The following is a 25,420-nucleotide window of genomic DNA, read 5'->3' on the forward strand; positions in this document are numbered from 1 at the left end:
AAGGCATTAGGTATGAAGATAACTGGCAAGACCCTCCTCGCCATGTCCCTGATGGGCGTGATGGCGGGCGCCGTTCAGGCCGACGATAAAGTGCTGCACGTGTACAACTGGTCCGATTACATCGCACCGGACACCATCGCGAACTTCGAAAAAGAGTCCGGGATCAAGGTGGTGTACGACGTATTCGACAGCAACGAAACCCTGGAAGCCAAGTTGCTGGCAGGCAAGTCCGGTTACGACGTTGTCGTACCGTCGAACAACTTCCTCGCCAAGCAAATCAAGGCCGGTGTTTACCGGGAGCTGGACAAGTCCAAGCTGTCCAACTACGGCAACCTGAACAAATCACTGCTTAAAGCGGTTTCCGTCAGTGACCCGGACAACAAACACGCCTTCCCTTACATGTGGGGCTCGATCGGGATCGGTTACAACCCCGAGAAAGTCAAGGCAGCACTGGGCGTCGACACGATCGATTCCTGGGACACCCTGCTCAAGCCTGAAAACATTGCCAAGCTCAAGGGCTGCGGTGTGAGCTTCCTGGATTCGCCTACCGAAATGCTGCCGGTCGCCCTGCATTACCTGGGTCTGCCAACCGACAGCCAGAAGAAAGAAGACATCAAGAAAGCCGAGGAGCTGTTCCTCAAGATTCGTCCTTCGATCACCTACTTCCACTCCTCGAAGTACATCTCGGACCTGGCCAACGGCAACATCTGCGTAGCCGTCGGCTATTCGGGTGACGTCCAGCAAGCCAAGTCCCGTGCTGCCGAAGCCGGTGACAAGGTGAAAGTCAGCTACGCCATTCCAAAAGAAGGCGCTGGCAGCTTCTACGACATGGTCGCAATCCCCAAGGATGCGGAAAACGTCGAGGGGGCCTACAAGTTCATGAACTACCTGCTGCAACCGAAAGTAATGGCTGACATCACCAACGCTGTGCGTTTCCCTAACGGTAATGCTGAAGCCACCCAGTATGTGAGCAAGGACATCACTTCGGATCCGGGCATCTATCCGACTCCTGAAGTACAGGCCAAGCTGTATGCGATCGCTGATTTGCCAGCCGCAACCCAGCGTGAACTGACCCGCAGCTGGACCAAGATCAAATCCGGTAAATAAGTAATAAACCCTGTAGCAGCTGCCGAAGGCTGCGTTGAGGTCCGAAGGACCTCCGCTTTTCGACAGCACAACTGCTTCGCAGTTGAACGCAGCCTGCGGCCGCTGCTACAGGATCTTCATAAAGTTTGCTGGAACGGTTTTTCGAGGGTAAGTTGCGCGCCGGTTTTGTTGTCAGGCAGCCATGGCTGTCATGTAGCGCGGGGCAACTTGGGCCCAACTAATTTTAGAGGACCTCCACTTGCCTGTTTTTTCTTTGTTGCGCAATGCCCTGCTGGTCGGCGCCGGGCTGACGCTTGCCGTCAGTGCCCAGGCCACCGGCACGGTGCATATTTATAACTGGTCGGACTACATTGGTGAGACCACCCTGGCCGACTTCCAGAAAGACGCCGGTATCAAGCCGATTTACGACGTATTCGATTCCAACGAAACCCTGGAAGGTAAATTGCTGGCCGGGCGTACCGGTTACGACGTGGTCGTGCCGTCCAACCATTTCCTTGGCAAGCAGATCAAGGCCGGCGCTTTCCAGAAGCTCGACAAGTCTAAGCTAGGCAACTATTCCAACCTCGATCCGGTGTTGCTCAAGCGCCTGGAGCAGAACGATCCGGGTAACCAATATGCCGTGCCATATCTGTGGGGCACCAACGGCATCGGTTACAACGTCGACAAGATCAAGGCTGTGCAGGGGCTCGACAAGATCGATTCCTGGGATGTGGTGTTCGAGCCGCAAAACATCAAGAAGCTGCACAGTTGCGGCGTCGCGTTCCTCGACTCCGCCGATGAAATGATGCCCACGGTCCTTAACTACATGGGCCTGAACGCCAATAGCACCAACCCCGAAGACTACAAAAAGGCCGAGGCTAAATTGCTGGCGGTGCGGCCTTATGTGACGTACTTCCACTCATCCAAATACATCGCGGACCTGGCCAACGGCGATATCTGCGTTGCGATCGGTTTTTCCGGCGACATTTTCCAGGCCAAGGCACGCGCGGCTGAAGCCGGTAAAGGCATGAACATCGCCTACTCGATTCCAAAAGAGGGCGGCGCGCTCTGGTTCGATATGCTGGCGATCCCCAAGGATGCGGCCAACGTCAAGGAAGCCCACGCCTTCATCAACTATTTGCTCAAGCCTGAGGTAATCGCCAAGGTCAGCGATGCCGTGGGCTACGCCAACCCAAACCCTGGGTCGGACAAACTGATGGAACAATCCATACGCACTGACGCGTCGGTTTATCCGCCGCAAGCGGTCCTCGACAAGATGTACGTGTCCATCGAGTTACCGCCGAACATTCAACGTTTGATGACGCGCAGCTGGACCAAGGTCAAGTCGGGCAAATAGCGTCAAACTATCCAGGTTCGCCACATTGAGCGAACTGCAAATTCTGTTGGGAGTTTCGTAAATGGCAGTTGCCTCCGGCGCCTATAAGAAAGCCCTCGAGGGCGACCAATCACCTAAACAGGTGTTGGTCAAAATCGACCGGGTCACCAAAAAGTTCGACGAGACGATTGCCGTGGACGACGTGTCCCTGGAAATCAAGAAAGGCGAAATCTTCGCCTTGCTCGGCGGCTCGGGTTCGGGCAAATCCACCTTGCTGCGGATGCTGGCAGGTTTCGAACGGCCCACGGAGGGGCGCATTTTCCTCGATGGCGTAGACATCACTGACATGCCGCCGTACGAGCGGCCGATCAACATGATGTTCCAGTCCTACGCCTTGTTCCCGCACATGACCGTGGCGCAGAACATCGCTTTCGGCCTCAAGCAGGACAAGATCCCGACGGCCGAGGTCGATGCCCGCGTGGCCGAGATGCTCAAGCTGGTGCAGATGAGCGAGTACGCCAAGCGCAAACCGCATCAGTTGTCCGGTGGTCAGCGTCAGCGCGTGGCCCTGGCGCGTTCGTTGGCCAAGCGGCCGAAGCTGTTGTTGCTCGACGAACCGATGGGCGCGCTGGACAAGAAACTGCGTTCGCAAATGCAGCTGGAACTGGTCGAGATCATCGAACGCGTCGGCGTAACCTGCGTCATGGTGACCCACGACCAGGAAGAGGCCATGACCATGGCCGAGCGCATCGCGATCATGCACCTGGGCTGGATCGCCCAGATCGGCAGCCCGATCGACATCTACGAAACCCCGACCAGCCGACTGGTCTGCGAATTCATCGGCAACGTCAACATCTTCGAAGGTGAAGTGGTGGACGACGCCGAGGGCCATGCACTGATCACCTGCAAGGATCTGGACCGCAACATTTACGTGGGTCACGGCATCAGCACCTCGGTGCAGGACAAGTCCGTTACCTATGCGATCCGTCCGGAAAAACTGCTGGTGACGGCCGAAATGCCGACCTGCGAACACAACTGGTCCAGCGGCAAGGTGCACGACATCGCCTACCTCGGCGGCCATTCGGTGTTCTACGTCGAACTGCCGAGCGGCAAGCTGGTGCAGTCCTTCGTCGCCAACGCCGAGCGCCGTGGCCAGCGCCCGACCTGGGGTGACCAGGTTTACGTGTGGTGGGAAGACGACAGCGGCGTGGTACTTCGCTCATGAACATGCGCAAACTCAAACGCCGGCTCAATCGAATACTTCCCGGTGGCCGTCAGCTGGTCATCGGGGTTCCGTTCATCTGGCTGTTCATGTTCTTCATGCTGCCGTTCTTCATCGTCCTGAAGATCAGCTTCGCTGAAGCCGACGTGGCCATTCCGCCGTACACCGAGATCTACACCTTCGTTGACCAGAAACTGCAGGTGCTGCTCAACCTGGCCAACTACGCGATGCTGGGCGATGACGAGTTGTACATCGCCGCTTACCTAGGCTCGCTGAAGATGGCGCTGTTCAGCACCATCCTCTGTCTGCTGATCGGCTACCCGATGGCCTATGGCATTGCCACCGCCCGCAAAGAGCTGCAAACGGTGCTGGTGCTGCTGATCATGATGCCGACCTGGACCGCGATCCTGATCCGCGTGTACGCGTGGATGGGCATCCTCAGCAACAACGGGCTGCTCAATGGTTTTCTGATGAGCATGGGCTGGATCGACGAGCCGTTGCAGATCCTCAATACCAACCTGGCGGTTTATATCGGGGTTGTTTACTCCTATCTGCCGTTCATGATCCTGCCGCTCTACGCCAACCTGGTGAAACACGATCACAGCCTGCTGGAAGCCGCATCGGACCTCGGTTCGAGCAACTTCAACAGCTTCTGGAAGATCACCGTGCCGCTGTCGAAAAACGGCATTATCGCCGGCTGCATGCTGGTGTTCATCCCGGTGGTGGGGGAGTTCGTGATCCCGGAACTGCTCGGTGGTCCGGAAACCCTGATGATCGGTAAAGTGCTCTGGCAAGAGTTCTTCAACAACCGCGACTGGCCGGTGGCGTCTGCCCTGGCGGTGGTGATGCTGGCAATCCTGATTGTGCCGATCATCCTGTTCAACCGCAGTCAGGCCAAGGAAATGGAGGGTAAAGAATGAAGCGCTTCCGTTTCTCGAACCTGATGCTGGTGCTGGGTCTGCTGTTCATCTACGCACCGATGCTGATCCTGGTGATCTACTCGTTCAACGCCTCGAAACTGGTAACGGTGTGGGGCGGCTGGTCGGTGAAGTGGTACGTCGGCCTGCTCGACAACACGCAACTGATGGGCTCAGTGGTGCGCTCGCTGGAAATCGCTTGCTACACGGCGATAGCGGCGGTGGCATTGGGGACGCTGGCGGCGTTCGTGCTGACCCGCATCACCCGCTTCAAGGGCCGCACACTGTTTGGCGGCCTGGTCACCGCACCGCTGGTGATGCCGGAAGTGATCACCGGTCTGTCGCTGTTGCTGCTGTTCGTGGCCATGGCGCAGATGATCGGCTGGCCGCAGGAGCGCGGCATCGTCACCATCTGGATCGCTCACACCACATTCTGTGCAGCCTATGTGGCGGTGGTGGTGTCGGCGCGCTTGCGTGAATTGGATTTGTCCATCGAAGAAGCCGCCATGGACCTCGGTGCGCGGCCATGGAAAGTGTTCTTCCTGATCACCATCCCGATGATCGCGCCGTCACTGGCGGCCGGCGGCATGATGTCGTTTGCCTTGTCGCTGGATGATTTGGTGTTGGCGAGCTTCGTGTCCGGGCCAGGCTCCACGACCCTGCCGATGGAAGTGTTCTCGGCGGTGCGCCTGGGCGTGAAGCCTGAGATCAACGCCGTGGCCAGCCTGATTCTGCTGGCGGTGTCGCTGGTGACCTTCCTGGTCTGGTTCTTCAGCCGTCGCGCCGAAGAAAGCCGCAAACGTGCGATCCAGCAAGCCATCGAGGAAGCCGCTGCCGACTCCTGGAAACAACCGGACGTACGTCGGGCGCAGGCACCGGAAGCGGCTTAAAACTGCTGCCGATCAAAAGATCGCAACCTGCGGCAGCTCCTACAGTGGAATGTGAATCCCGTAAGAGTTGCCGCAGGCTGCGATCTTTTGACTTTATGGCCCAGAGTTTTGCGGCGAAGGCGTCAGCCCGGCCAGAAAAAATCTACCGCGCCGGCAACAGCTTCAAGGTGCTGCGGGTATTGGCCATCACTTCTTCCTCGTTGAAATTCGCCTGGTAATAAACCCCTTCGATATACGCCTCGGCCTGGTCGGCATAATGGCTGTCGAACGGCACGCCGCTCTGGCCCACCGGGTTGATGGTCAGGCTGTGGGCCGGGTCGGCGAAGTCGATCAGCCGCCGGGTCGACGGGCCGTAGGTCACGGGCCACGGCGCCGGGCCGATCTTGGCCGAGAGGTTGTTCGGTACTTCGTGGGTGCCGGGTGCCGCGAATGGGCCAACGTTGAAAATCTGGTCCAGGGGCTTTTGCATCCCCAGCGGATGGCCGTGGGTCAGGGTGTGCGCCTTGCCCCACTGCCATTGCGCGGAATCGGCGCCAAGGGTGGCTTTGAGATGAGCCATGCTCGCTTGCCAGGCCACCTTGACCGTATCGGCGCGGGTTTCCTTGCCGGGGGTGTTGCGGTTGTCCCACCACGGCGAGTCGGCGGAGGCCGCCAGGCGCGGCAGCGCGGCATCGATCACCCGGGTCGGGAGCAGCGTTTCGAAGAAGTCATTGCCCAGTTCATCGCGCAGCGCCGCGTCGGCGAGGTTGAACAGGAACTGGTTGAACAGGGTGGCGCTGATGGAGTCCAGCGGGTAATCGCCGCTCCACTGCGCCAGTTGCTCCACCAGTTTGAGTTCGGCCGGATCGCTCACCACTTCACGCAGTACCGGCAGCAAAGGCGCCAGCAAGCGCGGCCCGTAGGCGGTGGTCGTACCCAGTTGCAGCTTCTGGTTGGCCGCGTTGTCCCACTTCACGTTCTTGTCGCTGAGCTGGCGATTGAGCTGCTGCCCGCGATCGGCGAGGTTGTAGTAGCCGGGAATTTCCATGCCGGTCGGCGACACCGGTTGGAAGTTGGCCGAGACGATGTAGCCCCGCGCCGGGTTCTCTTCCTGCGGGTTGGCACTGAACGGGTAAAAACCTTCCTTGTCCGCCTGAGGGGTGCTGCCGTCGAGGATGAAACCGGGCTTCACCCCGGCCGGACGCTTGGGCAGCAACGCCGAGGCCCACCAGCCGATGTCGCCCTTGGCGTTGGCGTAGACGATGTTCAACCCTGGAGCCTGAACCTTGGCGGCCGCGGCGCGGGCCTTGGCCAGGGTGTCGGCGCGATTGAGCTGGTAGAAGCCGTCGAGGATCGGATTCGGGGTTTCGAGGAACGCCCACCACATGGCAACCGGCGTCTTGCCGGCGGCAGTGCCAAGCGCATCGTTGACGATCGGGCCATGGGGCGACTGGCGCAGCGTCAATGTGACCGGTGACTGGCCTTTCACGGCGATCTGTTGTTCGGTGGTGACCATGTCCACCCACTTGCCGCGATACCAGACCTGGTTCGGGTTGTCCGGGTTGACCTTCTCGGCGATCAGGTCCAGATCGTCGTTCTGGAACATCGTCAGGCTCCAGCCGAAGTCCAGGTTGTGGCCGAGAAATGCAAACGGCACCAGCGCCTGATGGTAGCCATACAGCTCGAAGCCTGGCGCCGACAGGTGCGCCTCGTACCACACTGACGGTACCGAGAAGCGTATGTGCGGATCACCGGCCAGCAGCGGCTTACCGCTTTTGCTGCGGTTGCCGGAAATCACCCAGGCGTTGCTGCCTTCGAATTGCGGCAGGCCGTGGTCGGCCAGCGCCTGTTCGCTCAGGCGGGCGAGGGCGTTCAGATCCTTCCAGTCACTGGCGGCGAGCGTCGGCGCAGGGCTGGCGTGACCTTTGACCAGCACGCCCTTGGGCTGCCAGTCGAGGTCGAAGATGTTCAGGTAATCGGCGCCCAGTTGATCACGCACGTAAGTCAGCAAGGGTTCGGTGCGAAACGCCGCGGCAAAGCTGTAGGCCATGTAGCCGGCGATGCTGATGCTGTCTTCGGCGGTGAAAGGGCGCTTGGGGATTCCCAGCACGTCGAACTCTACTGGCGCGGCGTGGCTGTCCTGATATTGATTGATGCCGTCCAGATAGGCTTGCAGGGCCTTCCACGCCGGCGACTCACGATCCAGCGCGGCCACGTAACTGTCAGCACGTTCGCGGATGCGCAGGCTGCGAAACAGTTTGTCGGTGTCGAGCAGTTTCGGGCCGAGGACTTCGGCCAGCTCACCACGGGCCAGGCGCCGCACGGCTTCCATCTGGAATAGTCGGTCCTGGGCCTGCACGTAGCCGAGGGCGCGGTAGAGGTCGGTTTCGTTTTCGGCGCGGATATGCGGCACGCCGCGCTCGTCGTAGCGCACGGTCACTGAGCCTTGCAGATGCTGCAACGCCACCTGGCCCTGGCGCGTCGGTTGTTTGCTGTACACATACCAGCCGCCCCCGGCGGCGAGCGCGACGATCAGCAAGGCAAGTACGGTCAGGACGCGTTTCATGGTGACTCCTTGTTCTTTCAGGGGTTGCCACCCGTGCGGGCTGCAAACGTGTAGCACAGACCTCCTGTGCCGGGCATCGCGGTCCTGGAAAAGTCAGGAATGCCTTACTTCGCCACCGCGGGCCACGGGCAGTAGCAACCCACCGCCATCGTATGGGTGGCGTTCACCGCCCTGCCTGCGTTCAGCGCCTGCAGGATAGGCTCGATAAAACTGTTGCTCGAATTGCAGGTCAGGCCTTCGCTGTACGGGCCGAAATATGCCAGCTTGCCGTCGCGGTCCCATATCGCCACTGCCGGACTGGCGGGAATCTGTTCGGAGCCAGGCAGGGCAGCGAGGGTTTTCAGGCGGCTCAAGGTGCCGGGCAACTGGCCGTGACTGCCGGGCTTTTGTACCGTATAGAACTCGACGCCCTGCGGTACATATTGCTCAACCAGTTCAGTCAGGTGTTGTTGGTTGCCGACATTGCATGGGCAGGCCGGGTCCCAGAAGTGCACCAGGCGAATGGCGCCGGGGCCGGCGAGTTCGTCGGGCAGGCGCAACGGGTCGCCGGAGAACACGGCGGTGTGCGAACTGAAGGCTCGCAGGTAGCGTCCCTGAAACCAGTCGTAAGCGGCCCACAGCACACTGGCACACACAAGGGCGAGCAGGCTGGCAAGCAGTGTGGTGCGATAGGCCGGGCGCATGGGTTTCAATCCTCGAAGGTCGGCTAGCTTGCCATGCTTGCTGCGACAGATGAATATCGCAGGCCGATAAAGTCCGTTTAGCGCTCTGGAATAGCCCATGTCTGCCACTTTCGACCCCGATCATTTGCGTGCCAGCCTGCGGCCGTTGGCCGAGTGGCGGCCGCTGTCGACGGAGGCCATGGCCTATCAGCGTTTTTACGGGCTGGATTTTCCACAGCGGACCCTGCGCCGTGGCTTGGGGCGTTTCGAGATCGATGGTTATGAAGTGGTCAGCCAGCTCTGGTGGCCCGAGCGGGCGAAGGCGACGCTGTTTCTATTTCACGGCTTCTACGATCACACCGGGCTCTACCGGCATGTGATCGAGTGGGCGCTGGACCAAGGGTTTTCGGTAATCGCCTGCGACCTGCCGGGGCATGGCTTGTCCAGTGGCGAACGGGCGAGTATCAAGGACTTCGCCGAGTACCAGAGCGCCCTGCAAGGCCTGCTGGCCGAGGCGCAGTCGTTGGGACTTCCGCAGCCCTGGCACTTGTGCGGGCAAAGCACCGGCGGGGCGATTGTGATCGACCATGTACTCAATCAAGGTGCGAGCAGCCCGGCCCAGGGGCAAGTGATTCTGCTGTCGCCCTTGGTGCGGCCGCGAGCCTGGGGTTGGTCGCGGCTCAGTTATTACCTGCTCAAGCCGTTTGTCAAAGGCATCGCCCGGCGCTTCAGCGAGAATTCCAACGACCCTGACTTCCTCGCGTTCCTGCAGGCCGATCCGCTGCAACCGCTGCGTCTGCCAACGGCCTGGGTCGGTGCGCTGGGACGGTGGATCAAGCGTATCGAAGCGGCACCGAGCAGCCCGCGGCGGCCGCTGATCGTGCAGGGGCAGGCGGACATGACCGTGGATTGGGAGCACAACCTTGAAGTGCTGCGAGGCAAGTTCGATCGGCCCCAGGTGTTGATGCTGCCTGAGGCGCGGCATCATCTGGCGAATGAGTCGCCGGGGCTGCGGCGGGAGTATTTCGGGTTTTTGACCAAGCGCATGAGTCGGGATCGGCGGTGACATTTCGATAGTCTTCGCGGGCCATTTCACGGACGCCAAAAATTACTGGGTCAGGCTCGACGTACTTTGCCCCACTGCCAACCCTGCCCGAATCGCCGCCAATGCCGCTTGGTAATAAGCCTTGCCTTCAGAGGACTCGGCAAAGGTCGAAAACTCTTCCAGTTCGTCATCCGACAGGTCGCGATAGACATACAGCAGCGTGTTGTTCAGGTCGGCGCCGATCTGCTCCATCAGGCGCTGGCGCTGACCGTTCAACATGCCTTGAGCCTGACCGTTGCCGAGCAAGCCAGGGATCATCGAACTCAGGCTGTCGGCCGCGACGCCTGCGATCGCCAGGCTGACTTCAGCGCCGGCCTCGCGGGCGGGCAGGGCCTGGGCCAGGTGGCCGATGATCAGTTGACGGGTATCGCTGGCCTGCATCTTCGGCAAGCCCTTGGCGTTTTTCGCCAATTGATCGCGACGGGTCGCCAGCAGTTCGGCGGCGACGATTTTCTTGCCCAGGGGCGATTGAAAGAAGGTCAGCGCAGGTTTCGGGTCGGCGAGCTTCTTGCGCAGTTGCGCTTCGGCGCGCTGGTCCATGGCCTTGGGGGCGAACCGTAGATTGCTGTTGTCGACCAGGGCCTGGAACACTGCCGGTGGCAAGCTGTTCTGATAGCGCTGCTGAGCGGCCGAGAGAGCATCGTTGAAATGCGCGCGTTGTTCTGGCCAACCGGCGACCTTGTACAACTGGTCGTGGCCGTCCGCCCAGGCGGGCAAAACGCAGAACATCAACAGTGAGAAAAGCAAGCGACGCATAGGGACTCCTGTCAGCAGGCGACTATTCTCCGTGCGGCATTCGTACTTGTCGAGAATTCGTATCAGGTTGAGTACCTTATCCGACCAATCCTCCGCTGCGTGGCTCTGTCGGATTTGCGGGCACAGGAATACTATGCGCGCCATGCACATACCCTCTGATCATCCACTGCTGTTACGTATCGTCGACGACCTGGCCGAACACGGCTGGTCGCAGCAGAATATTTTCCTGCCCCTGGACCTGACCCGGGCGCTGGCCGCCGAATGTCGTAAACGTGCCGCCGAGGGTGAGCTTGCCCCGGCCGCCGTGGGGCGCGGGGCGTTTTCGGAGATTCGCGAGGGCATTCGCGGCGACCATATCCAGTGGCTCGAACCCGGCCAGGCCGAGTCCTGCGACAGCTACCTGGGGTTGATGGACAGCCTGCGTGAGGCGATGAATCGTGGTTTGTTCCTGGGCCTGGAAGATTTCGAAAGCCATTTCGCCCTGTACCCCCCCGGCGCTTTCTACCTCAAGCATGTCGACCGTTTCCGTGACGACGACCGGCGCATGGTCTCGGCGGTGATCTACCTCAACGACGCCTGGCTGCCCGAGCATGGCGGTCAGTTGCGCATGTACCTGGACGAAGGCGTCGAACACGATGTGGTGCCCACCGGCGGATGCCTGGTGGTGTTCCTGTCGGGCGACGTGCCCCACGAAGTCCTGCCAGCGACCCGAGAACGCCTGTCGTTGACGGGCTGGTTCCGCCGTCGTGGCAACGAGCCGTTCTGATCATGCAAAAAATTCTGGTAAGCCGCTGTTTGCTCGGTCACCGCGTCCGTTACGACGGCGGGGCCAGCGGGCCGTTCGATCTGTTGGAACAGTGGATTGCCGAGGGCCGGGTGGTGCCGTTGTGTCCGGAAGTCGCCGGCGGGTTGCCGACACCCAGGGCTGCGGCGGAAATTCCCGGCGGGCAGGGCGGTGAAGTGCTTGATGGCCTTGCATCGGTCATCACCACCGAGGGCGAGGACGTCAGTGCCGAGTTTCTATCGGGGGCTTCTCAGGCGCTGGAGCTGGTGCAACAGCACGGCATCCGGATTGCCGTGCTCAAGGCCAACAGCCCGTCTTGCGGGAATCTGCTGACCTATGACGGGACGTTCAGTGGAGTGAAGGTCAGCGGTGAGGGCGTGACCGCCGCGCTGCTCAAGCGCCATGGTGTGCAAGTCTTCAGCGAGCTGGAGTTGCCGCAAGCGGCGCAGGCCCTGGCAACCCTGAAGTAACAGCCCGCAGGGTTACTCATTCGCCCGAATCAAGGTTTCGGCGCCACACCCGCATCTGCCCCAAACCACTTTTGCTCCAGCGCCTCCAGCCGGCCATCGGCCTTGATCCGCTGCATTGCATTCTCAAGGCTGGCATGAAACGCCGGATTACCCTTCTGAAACGGAATCGCCAGGCTCACAGGGGTGGCCTTCGGTTTTTGTTCCGTCAGCGACTGCACCAACAGGATTGATCGCGGTTGCTCTTCTTTCTGCGCGATCAATTGTGCGTTGGTATGAATGTAAGGTTCGCTGAAGTCGAAACGATCCTTCAGGTCCGGGGTCAGTGCTATGTGATTGATGGCAACGTCGTATTTGCCGCTTTCGACGCCGGTCATCAGATCGTCGGAATCGGTGACGACGAAGTCAGCCCGTACATCCAGCTCATTGGCCAGCAGTTGACCCAACTCGACCTCGAACCCGGTCAGTTTGCCGTCATCCTTGAAATTGAAGGGCGGTGTATTAGCCTCAAGAGCAATGCGCAATTCGCCGCGGTCGTTTACATCGTCCATCAGTTCGGCATGAGCCAAAGGGCTCAAAAGGGGTAGCAGGCAGATCAGGCCAGGCAAAAAGCGCATGGTCACTCCTTTGAATTCATTTATCTATCGCGACGCGCTGTTCAGGCTCGCTTTGCTATGGTTATTGAGTGCCTTCGACAACGAATGGCCGTTAAGTTGTTCACGGTCGAGCGAATTTTACGGAAAAACTGGAGAAGAGAATGAAAAGCTTTATGTCACGAGCAGCATTGGCTGGTGTGCTGATGGGTGTTTCGGTGCTGGCCGGTGCCGCCACCCCGGCTCCGAAGGGGGCAGAAGTGTTCATCGTATCTCCTGCGGACGGAGCCACGGTCGCGCAAACCTTTACAGTGAATTTCGGCGTCAAGGAAATCGCACTGGCACCAGCGGGCGACACCACCAAAAACACTGGGCACCACCATCTGCTGATCGATGTCGACAAACTACCGGCTGCCGGCGCTCCGATTCCAAACGATGCCAATCACATGCACTTTGGCAAAGCGCAGACTCACGCTGAAATCAAACTGGCACCGGGCAAGCACACCTTGCAGCTCGAGCTGGGCGACAGCGGTCACATGCCGTTCGATCCGCCGATCGTGTCGAAGAAAATCACCGTGAATGTGCAGTGACTTTTCCGCTGCCATGAAAAAGCAGCCGTAAAAAAGGGAGCTCCGAGGAGCTCCCTTTTTTGTCGCTCAAGTCGCGATCAGAACAACACGCGGCAACGAATGGTGCCGTTGATGTGCTGCAGCTTCTCTTGCGCCATTTCCGAGTAATCGGCATCGACGTCGATCACGACGTAGCCGACTTTCTCGTTGGTCTGCAGGAACTGACCGGAAATGTTGATGCCGTTTTCGGCGAAGACCTTGTTGATCTCGCTCATCACACCCGGAATGTTTTCGTGGATGTGCAGCAGACGGTGCTTGCCAGGGTGAGCCGGCAGGGCCACTTCCGGGAAGTTCACGGACGATACCGACGTACCGTTGTCGCTGTACTTGACCAGTTTTTCCGCCACTTCCAGGCCGATGTTGGCCTGCGCTTCAGCGGTAGAACCACCGATGTGCGGGGTCAGGATCACGTTGTCCAGGCCACGCAGCGGGCTTTCGAACTCTTCTTCGTTGGAGCGTGGCTCCACCGGGAATACGTCGATGGCCGCGCCGATCAGGTGCTTGTCCTTGATCGCGTCCGCCAGGGCGTCCAGTTCGACCACGGTGCCGCGCGCGGCGTTGATCAGGATGCCGCCCTTCTTGATGGCGCGGATTTCCTTCTCGCCGATCATCCACTGGGTGGCAGCGGTTTCCGGAACGTGCAGGGTGACGATGTCGGACATGCCCAACAGCTCGTGCAGGTTGCCGACCTGGGTGGCGTTGCCCAATGGCAGCTTGGTCACGGTGTCGTAGAAGTAAACCTGCATGCCCAGGCCTTCCGCCAGGACCGACAGTTGAGTGCCGATCGAGCCGTAACCGACGATACCCAGCTTTTTACCGCGGATTTCGAAGGAGTTGGCTGCGCTTTTGATCCAGCCGCCACGGTGGCAGGAAGCGTTCTTCTCAGGGATGCCGCGCAGCAACAGGATCGCCTCGGCCAGCACCAGCTCGGCAACGGAGCGAGTGTTGGAGTACGGCGCGTTGAATACCGCGATACCGCGTTCGCGAGCCGCGTTGAGGTCGACCTGGTTGGTGCCGATGCAGAAACAGCCGACAGCCACCAGTTTCTTCGCGTGATCGAAGATCTCTTCGGTCAGTTGAGTGCGGGAGCGAATGCCGATGAAGTGAGCATCAGCGATCTTTTCCTTCAGCTGGGCGTCCGGCAGAGAACCTGTGAGGTACTCGATGCTGGTGTAGCCCGCCGCCTTGAGGACGTCGACAGCCGATTGGTGGACGCCTTCGAGAAGAAGGAACTTGATCTTGCTCTTATCGAGAGAAGTCTTGCTCATCTGCGTAAACCTGTGTCCCGGAGAAAAAATGGCAGGGAAGGGAGCAGCCAGAGCTGACCCGGACGGCAGGAAAGCCGTCGCCGCAGAACAGCCTTTGGGCACTATCCTGCGGGGTCGGTATGCTAGCATATGCGACCTGCTAACACTCATTCTGCGACGTGAAGCGTACTCAGGATGACCATGAATTGTTCGAGAGTTCTGTCGATGACCAATCCTGCGCTGATTGATGAGCTGAAGACCCTGGTTGAGCCTGGCAAGGTGCTGACCGACGCCGACTCCCTGAACGCTTACGGCAAGGATTGGACCAAACATTTCGCCCCGGCCCCGACGGCCATTGTGTTCCCCAAGACCATCGAGCAGGTCCAGGCCATTGTCCGTTGGGCCAATGAACACAAGGTTGCGCTGGTGCCGTCCGGCGGTCGTACCGGGCTTTCTGCCGCAGCAGTGGCGGCCAATGGCGAAGTGGTCGTGTCCTTCGACTACATGAACCAGATTCTCGACGTGAACCTCACCGATCGCACCGTTGTTTGTCAGCCGGGCGTGGTTACCGAACAATTACAGAACAAGGCTGAAGAGCACGGTTTGTACTATCCGGTGGACTTCGCTTCGGCAGGTTCCAGCCAGATTGGTGGCAATATCGGCACCAATGCCGGCGGGATCAAGGTAATTCGCTACGGCATGACCCGTAACTGGGTGGCCGGCATGAAAGTCGTCACCGGCAAGGGCGATCTGCTGGAACTGAACAAAGACCTGATCAAGAACGCCACCGGCTACGACCTGCGTCAGCTGTTCATCGGCGCTGAAGGCACCCTGGGTTTTGTCGTCGAAGCCACCATGCGTCTGGACCGTGCGCCGAAAAACCTCACCGCGATGGTGCTCGGTACCGCCGATTTCGATTCGATCATGCCGGTATTGCACGCGTTCCAGAGCAAACTTGACCTGACTGCCTTCGAATTCTTTTCCGACAAAGCCCTGGCCAAGGTCATGGCACGCGGCGATGTGCCGGCGCCATTCGAATCCGACTGCCCGTTCTATGCGCTGCTGGAATTCGAAGCGACCACCGATGAAGTAGCCAACCACGCCCTGGAAACCTTCGAGCACTGCGTCGAGCAGGGCTGGGTGCTGGACGGCGTGATGAGCCAGAGCGAAACCCAGTTGCAGAACCTCTGGAAGCTGCGCGAGTACATCTCCGAAACCATTTCCCACTGGACGCCGTACAAAAACGACATTTCGGTCACTGTGTCGAAAGTCCCGGGGTTCCTGAAGGAAATCGACGCGATCGTCGGCGAACACTACCCGGACTTCGAAATCGTCTGGTTCGGCCACATCGGCGACGGCAACCTGCACTTGAACATCCTCAAGCCGGATAACCTGAGCAAGGATGAGTTCTTCGCCAAGTGCGCCACCGTCAACAAGTGGGTGTTCGAAACCGTTGAGAAGTACAACGGTTCGATTTCCGCCGAACACGGCGTGGGCATGACCAAGCGTGATTACTTGACCTATAGCCGCTCACCGGTTGAGATCGAGTACATGAAAGCCGTCAAGGCGGTGTTCGACCCGAATGGCATCATGAACCCAGGCAAGATTTTCGCTGTTTGAATCAACAAGGCAGGAGTCGGTCAATGAGCTATCAGCACCAGTATGTCGACGGAACGCGTATTCATTTTCCGCTGGGGAAAGTGGTGTGCATCGGCCGCAACTACGCCGAACACGCCAAGGAACTGGACAACCCGGTGCCCACCGAACCACTGCTGTTCATCAAGCCCGGCAGCTGCGTGGTGCCACTGGAAGGCAGCTTCAGCATTCCGACCGAGCGCGGTTCGGTGCATTACGAAGCAGAAATAGCGGTGCTGATCGGCAAGCCATTGTCGACCAAGCCGAGCCGCGAAGAAGTGCTGGATGCCATCTCCGGCTTCGCCCCGGCCCTGGACCTGACCCTGCGCGACAAGCAGGCCGAGCTTAAAGCCAAGGGCCTGCCGTGGGAAATCGCCAAGTGCTTCGACGGTGCGGCGGTGATTGCGCCATTCGTGGCTGGCAGCACGTTTACCGACCTGACCGACATCGGCATCCGCCTGACCATCAATGGCGAAGTCCGCCAGGATGGCAACAGCAAGGACATGCTCAATCCGATCGTGCCGATGATCCAGTACATGGCCGGCTGCTTCTCGCTGCAGGCCGGGGACGTGATCCTCACTGGCACGCCGGTGGGCGTTGGCCCGCTGAATGTCGGTGACGAACTGGTGCTCGAATTGCCGGGTGTCAGCCGCTTTACCAGTAGCGTTCTCTAAAAAGCAAAAGATCGCAGCCTGCCGCAGGCTGCGATCTTTTGATCTTGGCTGCCCACACAGGGCAATCCGGCCATTTCCCGTTTTTTTCACATTTTGTCTGGATAATTCCGGGGCTTATGGCATCTGAGCCTGTCCCAATGTGCTATTACCCATAGCCTGAATTTCTGGAACGCATCCCTGAATGGCCATCGAATCGCTGCCCAAGCTGAAAACTGCCCGCCGCTCGCGCTTTGTCATGCGTTGGTATTTCTGGCTTTTACTGGTGGCGGTCGCCGCTTATGGCCTTGCGTTTGCGATGCATTGGGATGATCGCGGTGTGCTCTGGGTGAAGGAACGCTTCGAAAGCCCTGCCGAACGAAAAGAGAGTGTCTGGCTGCCGGACTATCGGGCGGTGATCGACGCCAAACTGCTGCCGGGCATGGAGAAGGACGAAGCGTCGGACGTGTCTTACGACCCGCAGACCAAAACCCTGTTCTCCGTGATGGGCAAGAACCCGTTCCTGGTCGAGCTGACGTTGCAAGGCGACGTGTTGCGCAAAATGCCGCTGGTGGGGTGGAGCAACCCGGAAGGGGTGACGGTAATGGGCAATGGTTTGCTGGCGATTACCGATGAGCGCGAACACCTGCTCTCGATCGTCAAGGTCGATGCCGATACGCGCGAGCTGAACATCGCCAATTTCCCGAAGTACGATCTCGGTCCCTCGAAAAACCAGAATAAAGGCTTCGAAGCCGTCGTCTGGGATGCCCGTCGCCAGCAACTGCTGCTGGGTGAAGAGCGTCCACCAGCGCTGTTCAGCTGGAAAAGCGATGGCAGCCAGATCCTGAAGGGGGACAAGCAGAAACTCTCCAGCGACGCACTGGATGTCCGTAACCTGTCGGCCCTGGCCATCGATCCGCGCACCGGTCACACCCTGGTGCTGTCCGCCGACTCTCACTTGTTGCTGGAACTGGACGAGAAGGGCGAGCAGGTCAGTTTCATGACCTTGCTCGGAGGGTTCAATGGCCTGAAGAAAACCATTCCCCGTGCCGAAGGCGTCACCATGGACGAAGCGGGCACGCTGTACATGGTGAGCGAGCCGAACCTGTTCTACCGCTTCGAAAAGCAACAGGTTCGGTAGTTGCGGTAGAAGGTCGCGGGCCATTAGGGTTTTAATTCAGGCAGCCGTGGTGTTTCATCCGCCCGTCCTGTTTCCGAGTTTGCCTGAATGCGTCGACTTGTCCGCCCCAAACCCCTGATGCTGATCCTGTCGGTCATTGCCCTGATCGTGTTGGTTGCTGTCGGCCAGTACCAGCGCCTGTTCGAGCGCAGCGGGTTCAATGTGCAGGCGCTATGGCAGCCGATGAATGCCCAGCCCATTGGCCTGGACCAGTATCAGGTGGCGATCGAGGCGCGAGTCATTGACGGTCTGGACGACGATGTTTCCGCGCTGACCTTCGATCCCGTGCGCAAAAACCTGTTCACGGTCACCCACAAAAACGCCGAGCTGATCGAGTTGTCCCTGGAAGGCAAAATCCTGCGGCGTGTGGCGCTGGTCGGATTCGGCGACCCGGAAGCAGTGGAGTTCATTAGCGCTGACACTTACGTGATCACCGATGAGCGTGAGCAACGGCTGATCAAGATTCATCTGCGCAAGGGCACGACGTTCCTCGATGCCGCGGACGCCGAGCAGATGACCCTCGGCGTGCACATGAGCGGCAACAAGGGATTCGAGGGGTTGGCCTATGACTCGGTGGGCAAGCGCTTGTTCGTCGCCAAGGAGCGCGACCCGATGCTGATCTACGAAGTGCAGGGCTTTCCCCATTACAACCCGGAGAAGTCCTACGCGGTGCACGTGGTGAACAATCCCAAGCGCGATGGCGGAATGTTCGTGCGAGACCTGTCGAGCCTGCAATATGACGAGCGCAGCGGCCATTTGCTGGCACTGTCCGATGAGTCGCGGTTGATTCTTGAACTGGATGTGGACGGGCGACCGCTGAGCACGCTGTCACTGAGCAAGGGCCGTCAGGGATTGCACAAGCCGGAAGGCATTGCCATGGATGACGACGGCACCCTGTACCTCGTCAGCGAGCCGAACCTGTTCTATGTCTTCAAAAAACCGTCGCAACCCTGACCAACATCCCAAAACTAAATTGTAGGAGCGAGCAAGCTTCGCTCCTACAAATGGGTGTGGCATCAGGCCTTGAGGGTTTTCACGCCTTCGCTCGTGCCCAACAGCAGCAAGTCCGCCGGGCGCGCCGCGAACAAACCGTTGGTGACCACGCCGACGATGGCGTTGATCTGTGCTTCCAGCTCCACCGGGTTGGTGATCTGCATGTTGTGCACGTCAAGGATGATGTTGCCGTTATCGGTCAGCACGCCTTCACGGTAAACCGGGTCGCCGCCCAGCTTCACCAGTTCGCGGGCCACGTGGCTGCGAGCCATCGGGATCACTTCCACCGGCAATGGGAACGCACCGAGCACCGGCACCAGTTTGCTGGCGTCGGCGATGCAGATGAAGGTCTTGGCCACGGCCGCCACGATCTTCTCGCGGGTCAGGGCTGCACCGCCGCCTTTAATCAGGTGCAGGTGCTCGTCGCTTTCATCGGCGCCGTCGACGTAGAACTCCAGATCGCTGACGGTATTGAGCTCATACACCGGAATCCCGTGGCCCTTGAGGCGCGCGGCGGTGGCTTCGGAACTGGCCACTGCGCCGTCAAACGCGCCTTTGTGCTTGGCCAGGGCGTCGATGAAGCAATTGGCGGTAGAGCCGGTGCCGACCCCGACGATGCTCTTGTCATCGAGTTTCGGGAGGATGAAGTCGACGGCGGCCTGAGCCACTGCCTGTTTGAGTTGATCCTGGGTCATGCGGGCTCCGAGGTGCCGAAGAGGGGGACGAAAGGCCGGCATTATAGGCCTCGCGATAGTGCAGGGGGAAACACTCCTGTGGCGAGGGGGCTTGCCCCCGTTGGAGTGCGCAGCGCTCCCCTGGCATTCTTTCAGACGTACCGCATAAACAGATTTTACGACTGCTTCGCAGCCGAACGGGGGAAAGCCCCCTCGCCACAATGGATCCGCGATGTCTGCAAAGGCTAAAACCTCTTGATTCGTGTGGTCGCCCGCCCGAAAGCCGGGTTAGACTCCTTGGCCCTGCCCAACCCGTTCAGTGATGCTTTCCGATGCTCGAACAGTACGTCAAAAAGATCCTCACCTCGCGCGTTTATGACGTTGCCGTAGAAACCCCATTGCAGACTGCTCGCCAGCTCTCCGAGCGGCTGGGCAACGAGATTTGGCTCAAGCGTGAAGACTTGCAGCCGGTGTTCTCGTTCAAGATTCGCGGCGCTTACAACAAGCTGACGCAACTGAGCGATGAAGAGCGCGCCCGTGGCGTGGTCACCGCTTCGGCGGGCAACCATGCGCAAGGCCTGGCCCTGGCAGCCAAAGTGCTGGGCGTGAAAGCGACCATCGTGATGCCCAAGACCACCCCGGAGATCAAGGTCGAAGGCGTGCGTTCGCGCGGCGGCAAAGTGGTACTGCACGGCGATTCGTTCCCGGAAGCCCTGGCCTACTCGCTGAAACTGGTCGACGAAAAAGGCTACGTCTACATTCACCCCTACGACGATCCCCACACCATTGCCGGGCAGGGCACGGTGGCCATGGAGATTCTGCGCCAGCACCCGGGGCGTCTGGATGCGATCTTCGTTCCGGTGGGCGGTGGCGGATTGATCGCCGGGATTGCGGCGTACGTGAAATACCTGCGTCCGGACATCAAGATCATCGGCGTCGAACCGGATGACTCCAACTGCCTGCAAGCCGCCATGGCGGCCGGTGAGCGCGTGGTGTTGCCGACCGTGGGCCTGTTTGCCGATGGCGTCGCGGTGGCGCAGATCGGCCAGCACACCTTCGATATCTGCAAAGACTACGTTGATGAAGTGATCACCGTCAGCACCGATGAAATCTGTGCGGCGATCAAGGATATCTACGACGATACCCGCTCGATCACTGAACCTGCCGGCGCCTTGGGCGTGGCCGGGATCAAGAAATACGTCGAGCAACGTGGCGTCACCGGCCAGACCTTCGTGGCCATCGATTCCGGCGCCAACGTCAACTTCGACCGCTTGCGACACGTCGCCGAGCGTGCCGAGCTGGGCGAGGGCCGCGAAGCCATCATCGCCGTGACCATCCCCGAGAAACCGGGCAGCTTCAAGGCGTTCTGCGAAGCCATCGGCAAGCGCCAGATCACCGAATTCAACTACCGCTACAACACCGGTAGCGAAGCGCACATCTTTGTCGGCGTGCAGACCCATCCGGAAAACGACCCGCGCAGTGCGCTGCTCGCCAGCCTGACCGAGCAGGGTTTCCCGGTACTCGACCTGACCGACAACGAACTGGCCAAATTGCACATTCGCCATATGGTTGGCGGGCGTGCCGCCCAGGTGGTCGATGAGGTGGTGCTGCGCTTCGAGTTCCCGGAGCGTCCGGGTGCGTTGTTCAACTTCCTCAACAAGCTCGGTGGGCGCTGGAATATTTCGATGTTCCACTACCGCAACCACGGCGCGGCGGATGGCCGTGTGGTCGCGGGCCTGCAAGTGCCCCACGACGAGCGTCATCTGGTACCGGCGGCGCTGGAAGAAATCGGCTACCCGTACTGGGACGAAAGCGACAACCCGGCCTATCAGCTGTTTCTCGGCTGAGCGGCTACGCTGATGGGCAGCCTATAAGGAAATCGAACAATGGAAACGCTAACCGCCCTCAAAGTCGCGCATGGCGTGGCGACGGTGCTGCTGTTGATCAGCGCACTGGGGCTGGCAATCTGGGTCTGGCGCACTCGTCGTAACGGTGATGCGACGGCGCCTGCGCGTACCTTGCAGCGACCGCAGGTGTTCATCTGGCTGTTGATGGGCCTGGCGCTGTTGAGCATGCCGTTTACTGGCTGGTGGATGGTGCATCTGGTGGGCTGGCCGTTGGGGCAGACCTGGTTGCTGGCGTCCAGTGTGCTGTACACCGTGGCGGCGCTGGGCTGGTTCTGGCTGCTGGTGCGGCTCAATCGGCTGCGCAAGGCGCCAGCGGCGGGGAATGGGAAGTTTACGTTGGCGTTGGCGTTGTTCAGTTTTGTCTGCTTGATCGCCATTGCGGGGTTGATGGGGGCCAAGCCGGTATAGCGCGGAATCTGTAGCAGCTGCCGAGGCACGAGACCGCGATGGGCTGCGAAGCGGGCCCAAGGGCGGTCCTGCGGACCGCAACGCAGCCTCGTACCTCGGCAGCTGCTACAGGCTTAATCAGTCGCGCAGACTGATCACCGGCCAACCCCGCTTCTCGGCTTCGGCCCGCAGGTTCGGATCCGGATCGACCGCAATCGGGTTGGTCACTATCTCCAGCAATGCCAAGTCGTTCATCGAGTCGCTGTAGAAATAGCTGTTTTCCAGGCTGTGGCCGGTCTCTTCCAGCCAACGAGTCAACCGGGTCACCTTGCCTTCACGGAAGCACGGGATATCGGTGCTGCGCCCGCTGTACCGGCCGTCGATCATTTCGCATTCGGTGGCGATCAGGGTTTCAACGCCTAAACGCGTGGCAATCGGCCCGGTCACAAAGCGGTTGGTGGCGGTGATGATGACCAGCTTGTCGCCGGCTTCACGGTGTTGGGCCAACAGTTCGAGGCCCTTGGGCAGCACGAGCGGTTCGATGCAGTCGCGCATGTAATCCAGGTGCCATTGATCCAGTGTCGCCATTTCGGTGCGGCCGAGGACTTCCAGGCAGAAGTTCAGGTAGGCGGCCTGATCCAGCTTGCCGGCCAGGTAGTCCTGATAGAACTCGTCGTTGCGTGCCTTGTAGGCGACGGCGTCGAGGAAACCGCGTTCGCACAGATAATCGCCCCAGGCGTGGTCACTGTCGCCGCCCAGAAGCGTGTTGTCCAAGTCGAATAAAGCCAGCCGCATTGCAGTTACTCGCTGAAAAGTCTGTAGAAAGGTCTCCAGAATACGGACTTTTCACAAGAGTGCACATAAGGTAGGTCGGCTCGTTGCTGCTTTCACAACCTTTGTGGAACAATGCGGCGACATGCGTTTGCGAGGTTGTTGCCGTGATCGACCCCGATGGTTTCCGCCCCAATGTCGGGATCATTCTGACGAATGATGCTGGCCAGGTGCTATGGGCTCGCCGAATCAATCAAGATGCCTGGCAGTTTCCACAGGGCGGGATCAACCCCCAGGAGACGCCGGAAGACGCCTTGTACCGCGAGTTGAACGAAGAAGTGGGCCTGGAGCGCGAAGATGTTGAAATTCTCGCCTGCACCCGGGGCTGGTTGCGTTATCGTTTGCCGCAACGTCTGGTCAGAACGCACAGCCAACCGCTGTGCATCGGCCAGAAGCAGAAATGGTTTCTCCTGCGCCTGATCTCCAACGAGCAGCGGGTGCGGATGGATTTGACCGGTAAACCGGAATTCGATGGCTGGCGCTGGGTCAGCTATTGGTATCCGTTGGGCCAGGTGGTGACATTCAAGCGCGAGGTGTATCGACGCGCTCTCAAAGAGCTTGCCCCGCGCCTTTTAGCGCGCGACTGACGACGGAGTTCGACCCCGAGCCATGCTCAATACGCTGCGCAAGATCGTCCAGGAAGTTAACTCCGCCAAGGATCTCAAGGCGGCGTTGGGGATTATTGTGTTGCGCGTCAAAGAGGCCATGGGCAGCCAGGTCTGCTCGGTCTACCTGCTTGATCCAGAGACCAACCGCTTCGTGCTGATGGCCACCGAGGGCTTGAACAAGCGCTCGATCGGCAAAGTCAGCATGGCACCCAACGAAGGTCTGGTCGGCCTGGTCGGCACGCGTGAAGAACCCCTGAACCTCGAAAACGCCGCGGATCACCCGCGCTACCGTTACTTCGCCGAGACCGGTGAAGAGCGCTACGCGTCGTTCCTCGGGGCGCCGATCATTCACCACCGCCGCGTCGTCGGCGTGTTGGTCATTCAACAAAAGGAACGCCGCCAGTTCGATGAGGGTGAAGAAGCCTTCCTCGTGACCATGAGCGCGCAGCTCGCCGGCGTTATCGCCCATGCCGAGGCCACCGGTTCGATCCGTGGCCTGGGCCGTCAGGGCAAAGGTATCCAGGAAGCAAAGTTCGTCGGCGTACCGGGTTCGCCGGGCGCGGCGGTCGGCACCGCAGTCGTCATGCTGCCGCCGGCCGATCTGGATGTGGTGCCGGACAAGACCATCACCGACATCGATGCAGAACTTGGGCTGTTCAAGACGGCCATCGAAGGCGTGCGCGCCGACATGCGTGCCTTGTCCGCCAAGCTGGCAACCCAGCTGCGACCTGAAGAGCGGGCGCTGTTCGACGTCTACTTGATGATGCTCGACGATGCTTCGCTCGGCAGCGAAGTCACCACCGTGATCAAGACCGGTCAGTGGGCCCAGGGCGCGCTGCGTCAGGTGGTTACCGATCACGTCAACCGTTTCGAACTGATGGACGACGCCTACCTGCGTGAGCGGGCCTCGGACGTCAAGGACCTCGGCCGCCGTTTGCTCGCCTACTTGCAGGAAGAGCGGCAGCAGACGCTGGTCTACCCCGACAACACCATTCTGGTCAGCGAAGAACTGACGCCGGCGATGCTCGGCGAGGTGCCGGAAGGCAAGCTGGTGGGCCTGGTGTCGGTACTCGGTTCCGGCAACTCCCACGTTGCGATCCTGGCGCGTGCCATGGGTATTCCGACGGTGATGGGGCTGGTCGACCTGCCGTATTCCAAGGTCGACGGCATCCAGATGATCGTCGACGGCTACCACGGCGAGGTTTACACCAACCCGAGTGACGTGCTGCGCAAGCAGTTCGCCGACGTGGTCGAGGAAGAGAAACAGCTGGCCCTCGGGCTGGATGCATTGCGCGACCTGCCGTGCGTAACGGTCGACGGTCACCGCATGCCGTTGTGGGTCAATACCGGCCTGCTGGCGGACGTGGCACGGGCGCAGAAGCGTGGTGCCGAGGGCGTGGGTCTGTACCGCACCGAAGTGCCGTTCATGATCAACCAGCGTTTCCCGAGCGAAAAGGAACAACTGGCGATCTATCGCGAGCAACTTGCCGCGTTCCATCCACAACCAGTGACCATGCGTAGCCTGGACATTGGCGGTGACAAGGCGCTGTCGTACTTCCCGATCAAGGAAGACAACCCGTTCCTCGGCTGGCGCGGGATTCGCGTGACCCTCGACCACCCGGAAATCTTCCTGGTGCAGACCCGCGCCATGCTCAAGGCCAGCGAAGGCCTGAACAACCTGCGTATTCTGCTGCCGATGATTTCCGGCACCCATGAACTGGAAGAAGCCTTGCACCTGATCCACCGGGCCTGGGGCGAAGTCCGCGACGAAGGCACCGACGTGCCGATGCCGCCGGTTGGCGTGATGATCGAGATTCCGGCAGCGGTGTATCAGACCAAGGAACTGGCGCGGCAGGTGGACTTCCTGTCGGTCGGCTCCAACGACCTGACCCAGTACCTGCTGGCCGTGGACCGAAACAACCCACGGGTGGCCGACCTCTACGACTACCTGCACCCGGCGGTGCTGCAAGCCCTGCAGAGCGTGGTGCGCGATGCGCATGCCGAAGGCAAACCGGTGAGTATCTGCGGCGAAATGGCCGGTGACCCGGCGGCGGCGGTGCTGTTGATGGCAATGGGCTTCGACAGCCTATCGATGAACGCCACCAACTTGCCGAAAGTGAAGTGGATGCTGCGTCAGATCAACCTGAGCAAGGCCAAGGAGTTGCTGGCGGAGCTGATGACCATCGACAACCCGCAAGTTATCCACAGCTCGCTGCAACTGGCGCTGAAAAACCTTGGGTTGGCACGGATGATCAATCCGGCTTCGGTCAAGACCCTCTAGGTCAGCGGCGGCCCTGTGGCGAGGGAGCTTGCTCC

General features: G+C 60.0%; 24 protein-coding genes. 17 read left to right on the top strand and 7 right to left on the bottom strand.

The features are described 5' to 3' along the window. Positions 1-12: 12 nt before the first annotated feature. The 5 genes from AC1DQM_RS10745 to AC1DQM_RS10765 all read left to right on the top strand — a co-directional run bounded on the left by AC1DQM_RS10745 (position 13) and on the right by AC1DQM_RS10765 (position 5,451). Positions 13-1,107 (top strand): polyamine ABC transporter substrate-binding protein, encoded by a 1,095-nt coding sequence (locus AC1DQM_RS10745; protein ID WP_018928634.1) that lies wholly within the window; start codon positions 13-15, stop codon positions 1,105-1,107. A gap of 238 nt (positions 1,108-1,345) precedes the next feature. After that, the gene (locus AC1DQM_RS10750; protein ID WP_477746150.1) at positions 1,346-2,443 is read left to right on the top strand and encodes a polyamine ABC transporter substrate-binding protein; all 1,098 of its coding nucleotides are present in this window, start codon (positions 1,346-1,348) and stop codon (positions 2,441-2,443) included. Between the two features lie 61 nt (positions 2,444-2,504). Beyond that, complete coding sequence (locus AC1DQM_RS10755) at positions 2,505-3,647, top strand: ABC transporter ATP-binding protein (protein WP_018928636.1); 1,143 nt, start codon at positions 2,505-2,507, stop codon at positions 3,645-3,647. Then, a complete protein-coding gene (locus tag AC1DQM_RS10760) occupies positions 3,644-4,564 on the top strand; it encodes an ABC transporter permease subunit (RefSeq protein WP_018928637.1) in 921 nt (306 codons plus the stop codon). The genes AC1DQM_RS10755 and AC1DQM_RS10760 overlap by 4 nt, the downstream gene beginning before the upstream one ends. Further along, entirely contained in the window at positions 4,561-5,451 is an 891-nt protein-coding gene (locus tag AC1DQM_RS10765) for an ABC transporter permease subunit (RefSeq protein WP_018928638.1), read from the top strand. The genes AC1DQM_RS10760 and AC1DQM_RS10765 overlap by 4 nt, the downstream gene beginning before the upstream one ends. A 142-nt stretch (positions 5,452-5,593) precedes the next feature. Here the strand turns inward: AC1DQM_RS10765 and AC1DQM_RS10770 are convergent, their stop codons facing one another. Beyond that, positions 5,594-7,996, bottom strand: a complete 2,403-nt coding sequence (locus AC1DQM_RS10770; RefSeq protein ID WP_477746151.1) for a penicillin acylase family protein — start codon at positions 7,994-7,996, stop codon at positions 5,594-5,596. A gap of 104 nt (positions 7,997-8,100) precedes the next feature. Then, on the bottom strand, positions 8,101-8,679 hold the full coding sequence (locus AC1DQM_RS10775) for a DUF6436 domain-containing protein (RefSeq protein WP_064621018.1): 579 nt from the start codon (positions 8,677-8,679) through the stop codon (positions 8,101-8,103). A 97-nt stretch (positions 8,680-8,776) separates the two neighbouring features. On the opposite strand from AC1DQM_RS10775, the gene bipL reads away from it, so the two are divergent. Next, on the top strand, positions 8,777-9,724 hold the full coding sequence (bipL, locus tag AC1DQM_RS10780) for a phospholipase BipL (RefSeq protein WP_477746152.1): 948 nt from the start codon (positions 8,777-8,779) through the stop codon (positions 9,722-9,724). 42 nt (positions 9,725-9,766) lie between these two features. Here bipL and AC1DQM_RS10785 read toward each other — a convergent pair whose 3' ends face one another. Beyond that, positions 9,767-10,519, bottom strand: a complete 753-nt coding sequence (locus AC1DQM_RS10785; RefSeq protein ID WP_018928642.1) for a DUF2059 domain-containing protein — start codon at positions 10,517-10,519, stop codon at positions 9,767-9,769. A gap of 133 nt (positions 10,520-10,652) precedes the next feature. Here AC1DQM_RS10785 and AC1DQM_RS10790 point away from each other — a divergent pair, with 133 nt between their 5' ends. Then, positions 10,653-11,285, top strand: coding sequence for a 2OG-Fe(II) oxygenase (locus AC1DQM_RS10790; protein WP_018928643.1), 633 nt, complete (start codon positions 10,653-10,655; stop codon positions 11,283-11,285). Between the two features lie 2 nt (positions 11,286-11,287). After that, positions 11,288-11,773, top strand: a complete 486-nt coding sequence (locus AC1DQM_RS10795; protein WP_018928644.1) for a 2-thiouracil desulfurase family protein — start codon at positions 11,288-11,290, stop codon at positions 11,771-11,773. 29 nt (positions 11,774-11,802) lie between these two features. On the opposite strand, the gene AC1DQM_RS10800 is transcribed toward AC1DQM_RS10795, so the two are convergent. Beyond that, positions 11,803-12,387, bottom strand: coding sequence for a transporter substrate-binding domain-containing protein (locus tag AC1DQM_RS10800; RefSeq protein ID WP_064621014.1), 585 nt, complete (start codon positions 12,385-12,387; stop codon positions 11,803-11,805). 140 nt (positions 12,388-12,527) lie between these two features. On the opposite strand from AC1DQM_RS10800, the gene AC1DQM_RS10805 reads away from it, so the two are divergent. Then, a complete protein-coding gene (locus AC1DQM_RS10805) occupies positions 12,528-12,953 on the top strand; it encodes a DUF4399 domain-containing protein (RefSeq protein WP_064621012.1) in 426 nt (141 codons plus the stop codon). A 77-nt stretch (positions 12,954-13,030) separates the two neighbouring features. On the opposite strand, the gene serA is transcribed toward AC1DQM_RS10805, so the two are convergent. Further along, positions 13,031-14,260 carry a phosphoglycerate dehydrogenase gene (serA, locus tag AC1DQM_RS10810; RefSeq protein ID WP_018928647.1) on the bottom strand — a complete coding sequence of 410 codons (1,230 nt, stop codon included), beginning with the start codon at positions 14,258-14,260 and terminating at the stop codon, positions 13,031-13,033. A 204-nt stretch (positions 14,261-14,464) separates the two neighbouring features. Between serA and AC1DQM_RS10815 the strand changes: the two genes are divergently transcribed. The 4 genes from AC1DQM_RS10815 (at position 14,465) to AC1DQM_RS10830 (ending at position 18,658) form a co-directional block, all read left to right on the top strand. After that, a complete protein-coding gene (locus AC1DQM_RS10815) occupies positions 14,465-15,859 on the top strand; it encodes an FAD-binding oxidoreductase (protein ID WP_018928648.1) in 1,395 nt (464 codons plus the stop codon). Positions 15,860-15,882: 23 nt separating this feature from the next. Continuing rightward, the gene (locus AC1DQM_RS10820) at positions 15,883-16,548 is read left to right on the top strand and encodes a fumarylacetoacetate hydrolase family protein (protein WP_477746153.1); all 666 of its coding nucleotides are present in this window, start codon (positions 15,883-15,885) and stop codon (positions 16,546-16,548) included. Between the two features lie 181 nt (positions 16,549-16,729). Further along, on the top strand, positions 16,730-17,665 hold the full coding sequence (locus AC1DQM_RS10825; RefSeq protein WP_018928650.1) for an SdiA-regulated domain-containing protein: 936 nt from the start codon (positions 16,730-16,732) through the stop codon (positions 17,663-17,665). A gap of 87 nt (positions 17,666-17,752) precedes the next feature. Then, complete coding sequence (locus tag AC1DQM_RS10830; RefSeq protein ID WP_477746154.1) at positions 17,753-18,658, top strand: SdiA-regulated domain-containing protein; 906 nt, start codon at positions 17,753-17,755, stop codon at positions 18,656-18,658. 62 nt (positions 18,659-18,720) lie between these two features. Here AC1DQM_RS10830 and rpiA read toward each other — a convergent pair whose 3' ends face one another. Continuing rightward, positions 18,721-19,392, bottom strand: a complete 672-nt coding sequence (gene rpiA / locus AC1DQM_RS10835) for a ribose-5-phosphate isomerase RpiA (protein ID WP_018928652.1) — start codon at positions 19,390-19,392, stop codon at positions 18,721-18,723. Positions 19,393-19,703: 311 nt separating this feature from the next. Here rpiA and ilvA point away from each other — a divergent pair, with 311 nt between their 5' ends. After that, a complete protein-coding gene (ilvA, locus tag AC1DQM_RS10840; RefSeq protein ID WP_028939103.1) occupies positions 19,704-21,218 on the top strand; it encodes a threonine ammonia-lyase, biosynthetic in 1,515 nt (504 codons plus the stop codon). Positions 21,219-21,257: 39 nt separating this feature from the next. After that, complete coding sequence (locus AC1DQM_RS10845) at positions 21,258-21,686, top strand: DUF2269 domain-containing protein (RefSeq protein ID WP_018928654.1); 429 nt, start codon at positions 21,258-21,260, stop codon at positions 21,684-21,686. 117 nt (positions 21,687-21,803) lie between these two features. On the opposite strand, the gene AC1DQM_RS10850 is transcribed toward AC1DQM_RS10845, so the two are convergent. Continuing rightward, positions 21,804-22,460 carry a histidinol-phosphatase gene (locus AC1DQM_RS10850; protein WP_477746155.1) on the bottom strand — a complete coding sequence of 219 codons (657 nt, stop codon included), beginning with the start codon at positions 22,458-22,460 and terminating at the stop codon, positions 21,804-21,806. A gap of 143 nt (positions 22,461-22,603) precedes the next feature. Between AC1DQM_RS10850 and AC1DQM_RS10855 the strand changes: the two genes are divergently transcribed. Further along, on the top strand, positions 22,604-23,083 hold the full coding sequence (locus AC1DQM_RS10855) for an RNA pyrophosphohydrolase (protein ID WP_007897732.1): 480 nt from the start codon (positions 22,604-22,606) through the stop codon (positions 23,081-23,083). Positions 23,084-23,105: 22 nt separating this feature from the next. Continuing rightward, entirely contained in the window at positions 23,106-25,385 is a 2,280-nt protein-coding gene (ptsP, locus tag AC1DQM_RS10860) for a phosphoenolpyruvate--protein phosphotransferase (protein WP_018928656.1), read from the top strand. Positions 25,386-25,420 lie beyond the last annotated feature (35 nt).

This window comes from Pseudomonas sp. 01L34 (genome assembly GCF_056400265.1).

What these genes read in the sequence shown, in the direction of transcription:
- AC1DQM_RS10775 (WP_064621018.1), bottom strand. Translation starts at nt 8,679, where the DNA reads ATGCGCCCGGCCTATCGCACCACACTGCTTGCCAGCCTGCTCGCCCTT.
- AC1DQM_RS10805 (WP_064621012.1), top strand. Translation starts at nt 12,528, where the DNA reads ATGAAAAGCTTTATGTCACGAGCAGCATTGGCTGGTGTGCTGATGGGT.
- rpiA (WP_018928652.1), bottom strand. Translation starts at nt 19,392, where the DNA reads ATGACCCAGGATCAACTCAAACAGGCAGTGGCTCAGGCCGCCGTCGAC.
- AC1DQM_RS10795 (WP_018928644.1), top strand. Translation starts at nt 11,288, where the DNA reads ATGCAAAAAATTCTGGTAAGCCGCTGTTTGCTCGGTCACCGCGTCCGT.
- ptsP (WP_018928656.1), top strand. Translation starts at nt 23,106, where the DNA reads ATGCTCAATACGCTGCGCAAGATCGTCCAGGAAGTTAACTCCGCCAAG.
- AC1DQM_RS10850 (WP_477746155.1), bottom strand. Translation starts at nt 22,460, where the DNA reads ATGCGGCTGGCTTTATTCGACTTGGACAACACGCTTCTGGGCGGCGAC.
- AC1DQM_RS10785 (WP_018928642.1), bottom strand. Translation starts at nt 10,519, where the DNA reads ATGCGTCGCTTGCTTTTCTCACTGTTGATGTTCTGCGTTTTGCCCGCC.
- AC1DQM_RS10770 (WP_477746151.1), bottom strand. Translation starts at nt 7,996, where the DNA reads ATGAAACGCGTCCTGACCGTACTTGCCTTGCTGATCGTCGCGCTCGCC.
- AC1DQM_RS10830 (WP_477746154.1), top strand. Translation starts at nt 17,753, where the DNA reads ATGCGTCGACTTGTCCGCCCCAAACCCCTGATGCTGATCCTGTCGGTC.
- AC1DQM_RS10765 (WP_018928638.1), top strand. Translation starts at nt 4,561, where the DNA reads ATGAAGCGCTTCCGTTTCTCGAACCTGATGCTGGTGCTGGGTCTGCTG.
- AC1DQM_RS10755 (WP_018928636.1), top strand. Translation starts at nt 2,505, where the DNA reads ATGGCAGTTGCCTCCGGCGCCTATAAGAAAGCCCTCGAGGGCGACCAA.
- AC1DQM_RS10800 (WP_064621014.1), bottom strand. Translation starts at nt 12,387, where the DNA reads ATGCGCTTTTTGCCTGGCCTGATCTGCCTGCTACCCCTTTTGAGCCCT.
- AC1DQM_RS10825 (WP_018928650.1), top strand. Translation starts at nt 16,730, where the DNA reads ATGGCCATCGAATCGCTGCCCAAGCTGAAAACTGCCCGCCGCTCGCGC.
- ilvA (WP_028939103.1), top strand. Translation starts at nt 19,704, where the DNA reads ATGCTCGAACAGTACGTCAAAAAGATCCTCACCTCGCGCGTTTATGAC.
- AC1DQM_RS10790 (WP_018928643.1), top strand. Translation starts at nt 10,653, where the DNA reads ATGCGCGCCATGCACATACCCTCTGATCATCCACTGCTGTTACGTATC.
- AC1DQM_RS10745 (WP_018928634.1), top strand. Translation starts at nt 13, where the DNA reads ATGAAGATAACTGGCAAGACCCTCCTCGCCATGTCCCTGATGGGCGTG.
- AC1DQM_RS10760 (WP_018928637.1), top strand. Translation starts at nt 3,644, where the DNA reads ATGAACATGCGCAAACTCAAACGCCGGCTCAATCGAATACTTCCCGGT.
- bipL (WP_477746152.1), top strand. Translation starts at nt 8,777, where the DNA reads ATGTCTGCCACTTTCGACCCCGATCATTTGCGTGCCAGCCTGCGGCCG.
- serA (WP_018928647.1), bottom strand. Translation starts at nt 14,260, where the DNA reads ATGAGCAAGACTTCTCTCGATAAGAGCAAGATCAAGTTCCTTCTTCTC.
- AC1DQM_RS10815 (WP_018928648.1), top strand. Translation starts at nt 14,465, where the DNA reads ATGACCAATCCTGCGCTGATTGATGAGCTGAAGACCCTGGTTGAGCCT.
- AC1DQM_RS10820 (WP_477746153.1), top strand. Translation starts at nt 15,883, where the DNA reads ATGAGCTATCAGCACCAGTATGTCGACGGAACGCGTATTCATTTTCCG.
- AC1DQM_RS10845 (WP_018928654.1), top strand. Translation starts at nt 21,258, where the DNA reads ATGGAAACGCTAACCGCCCTCAAAGTCGCGCATGGCGTGGCGACGGTG.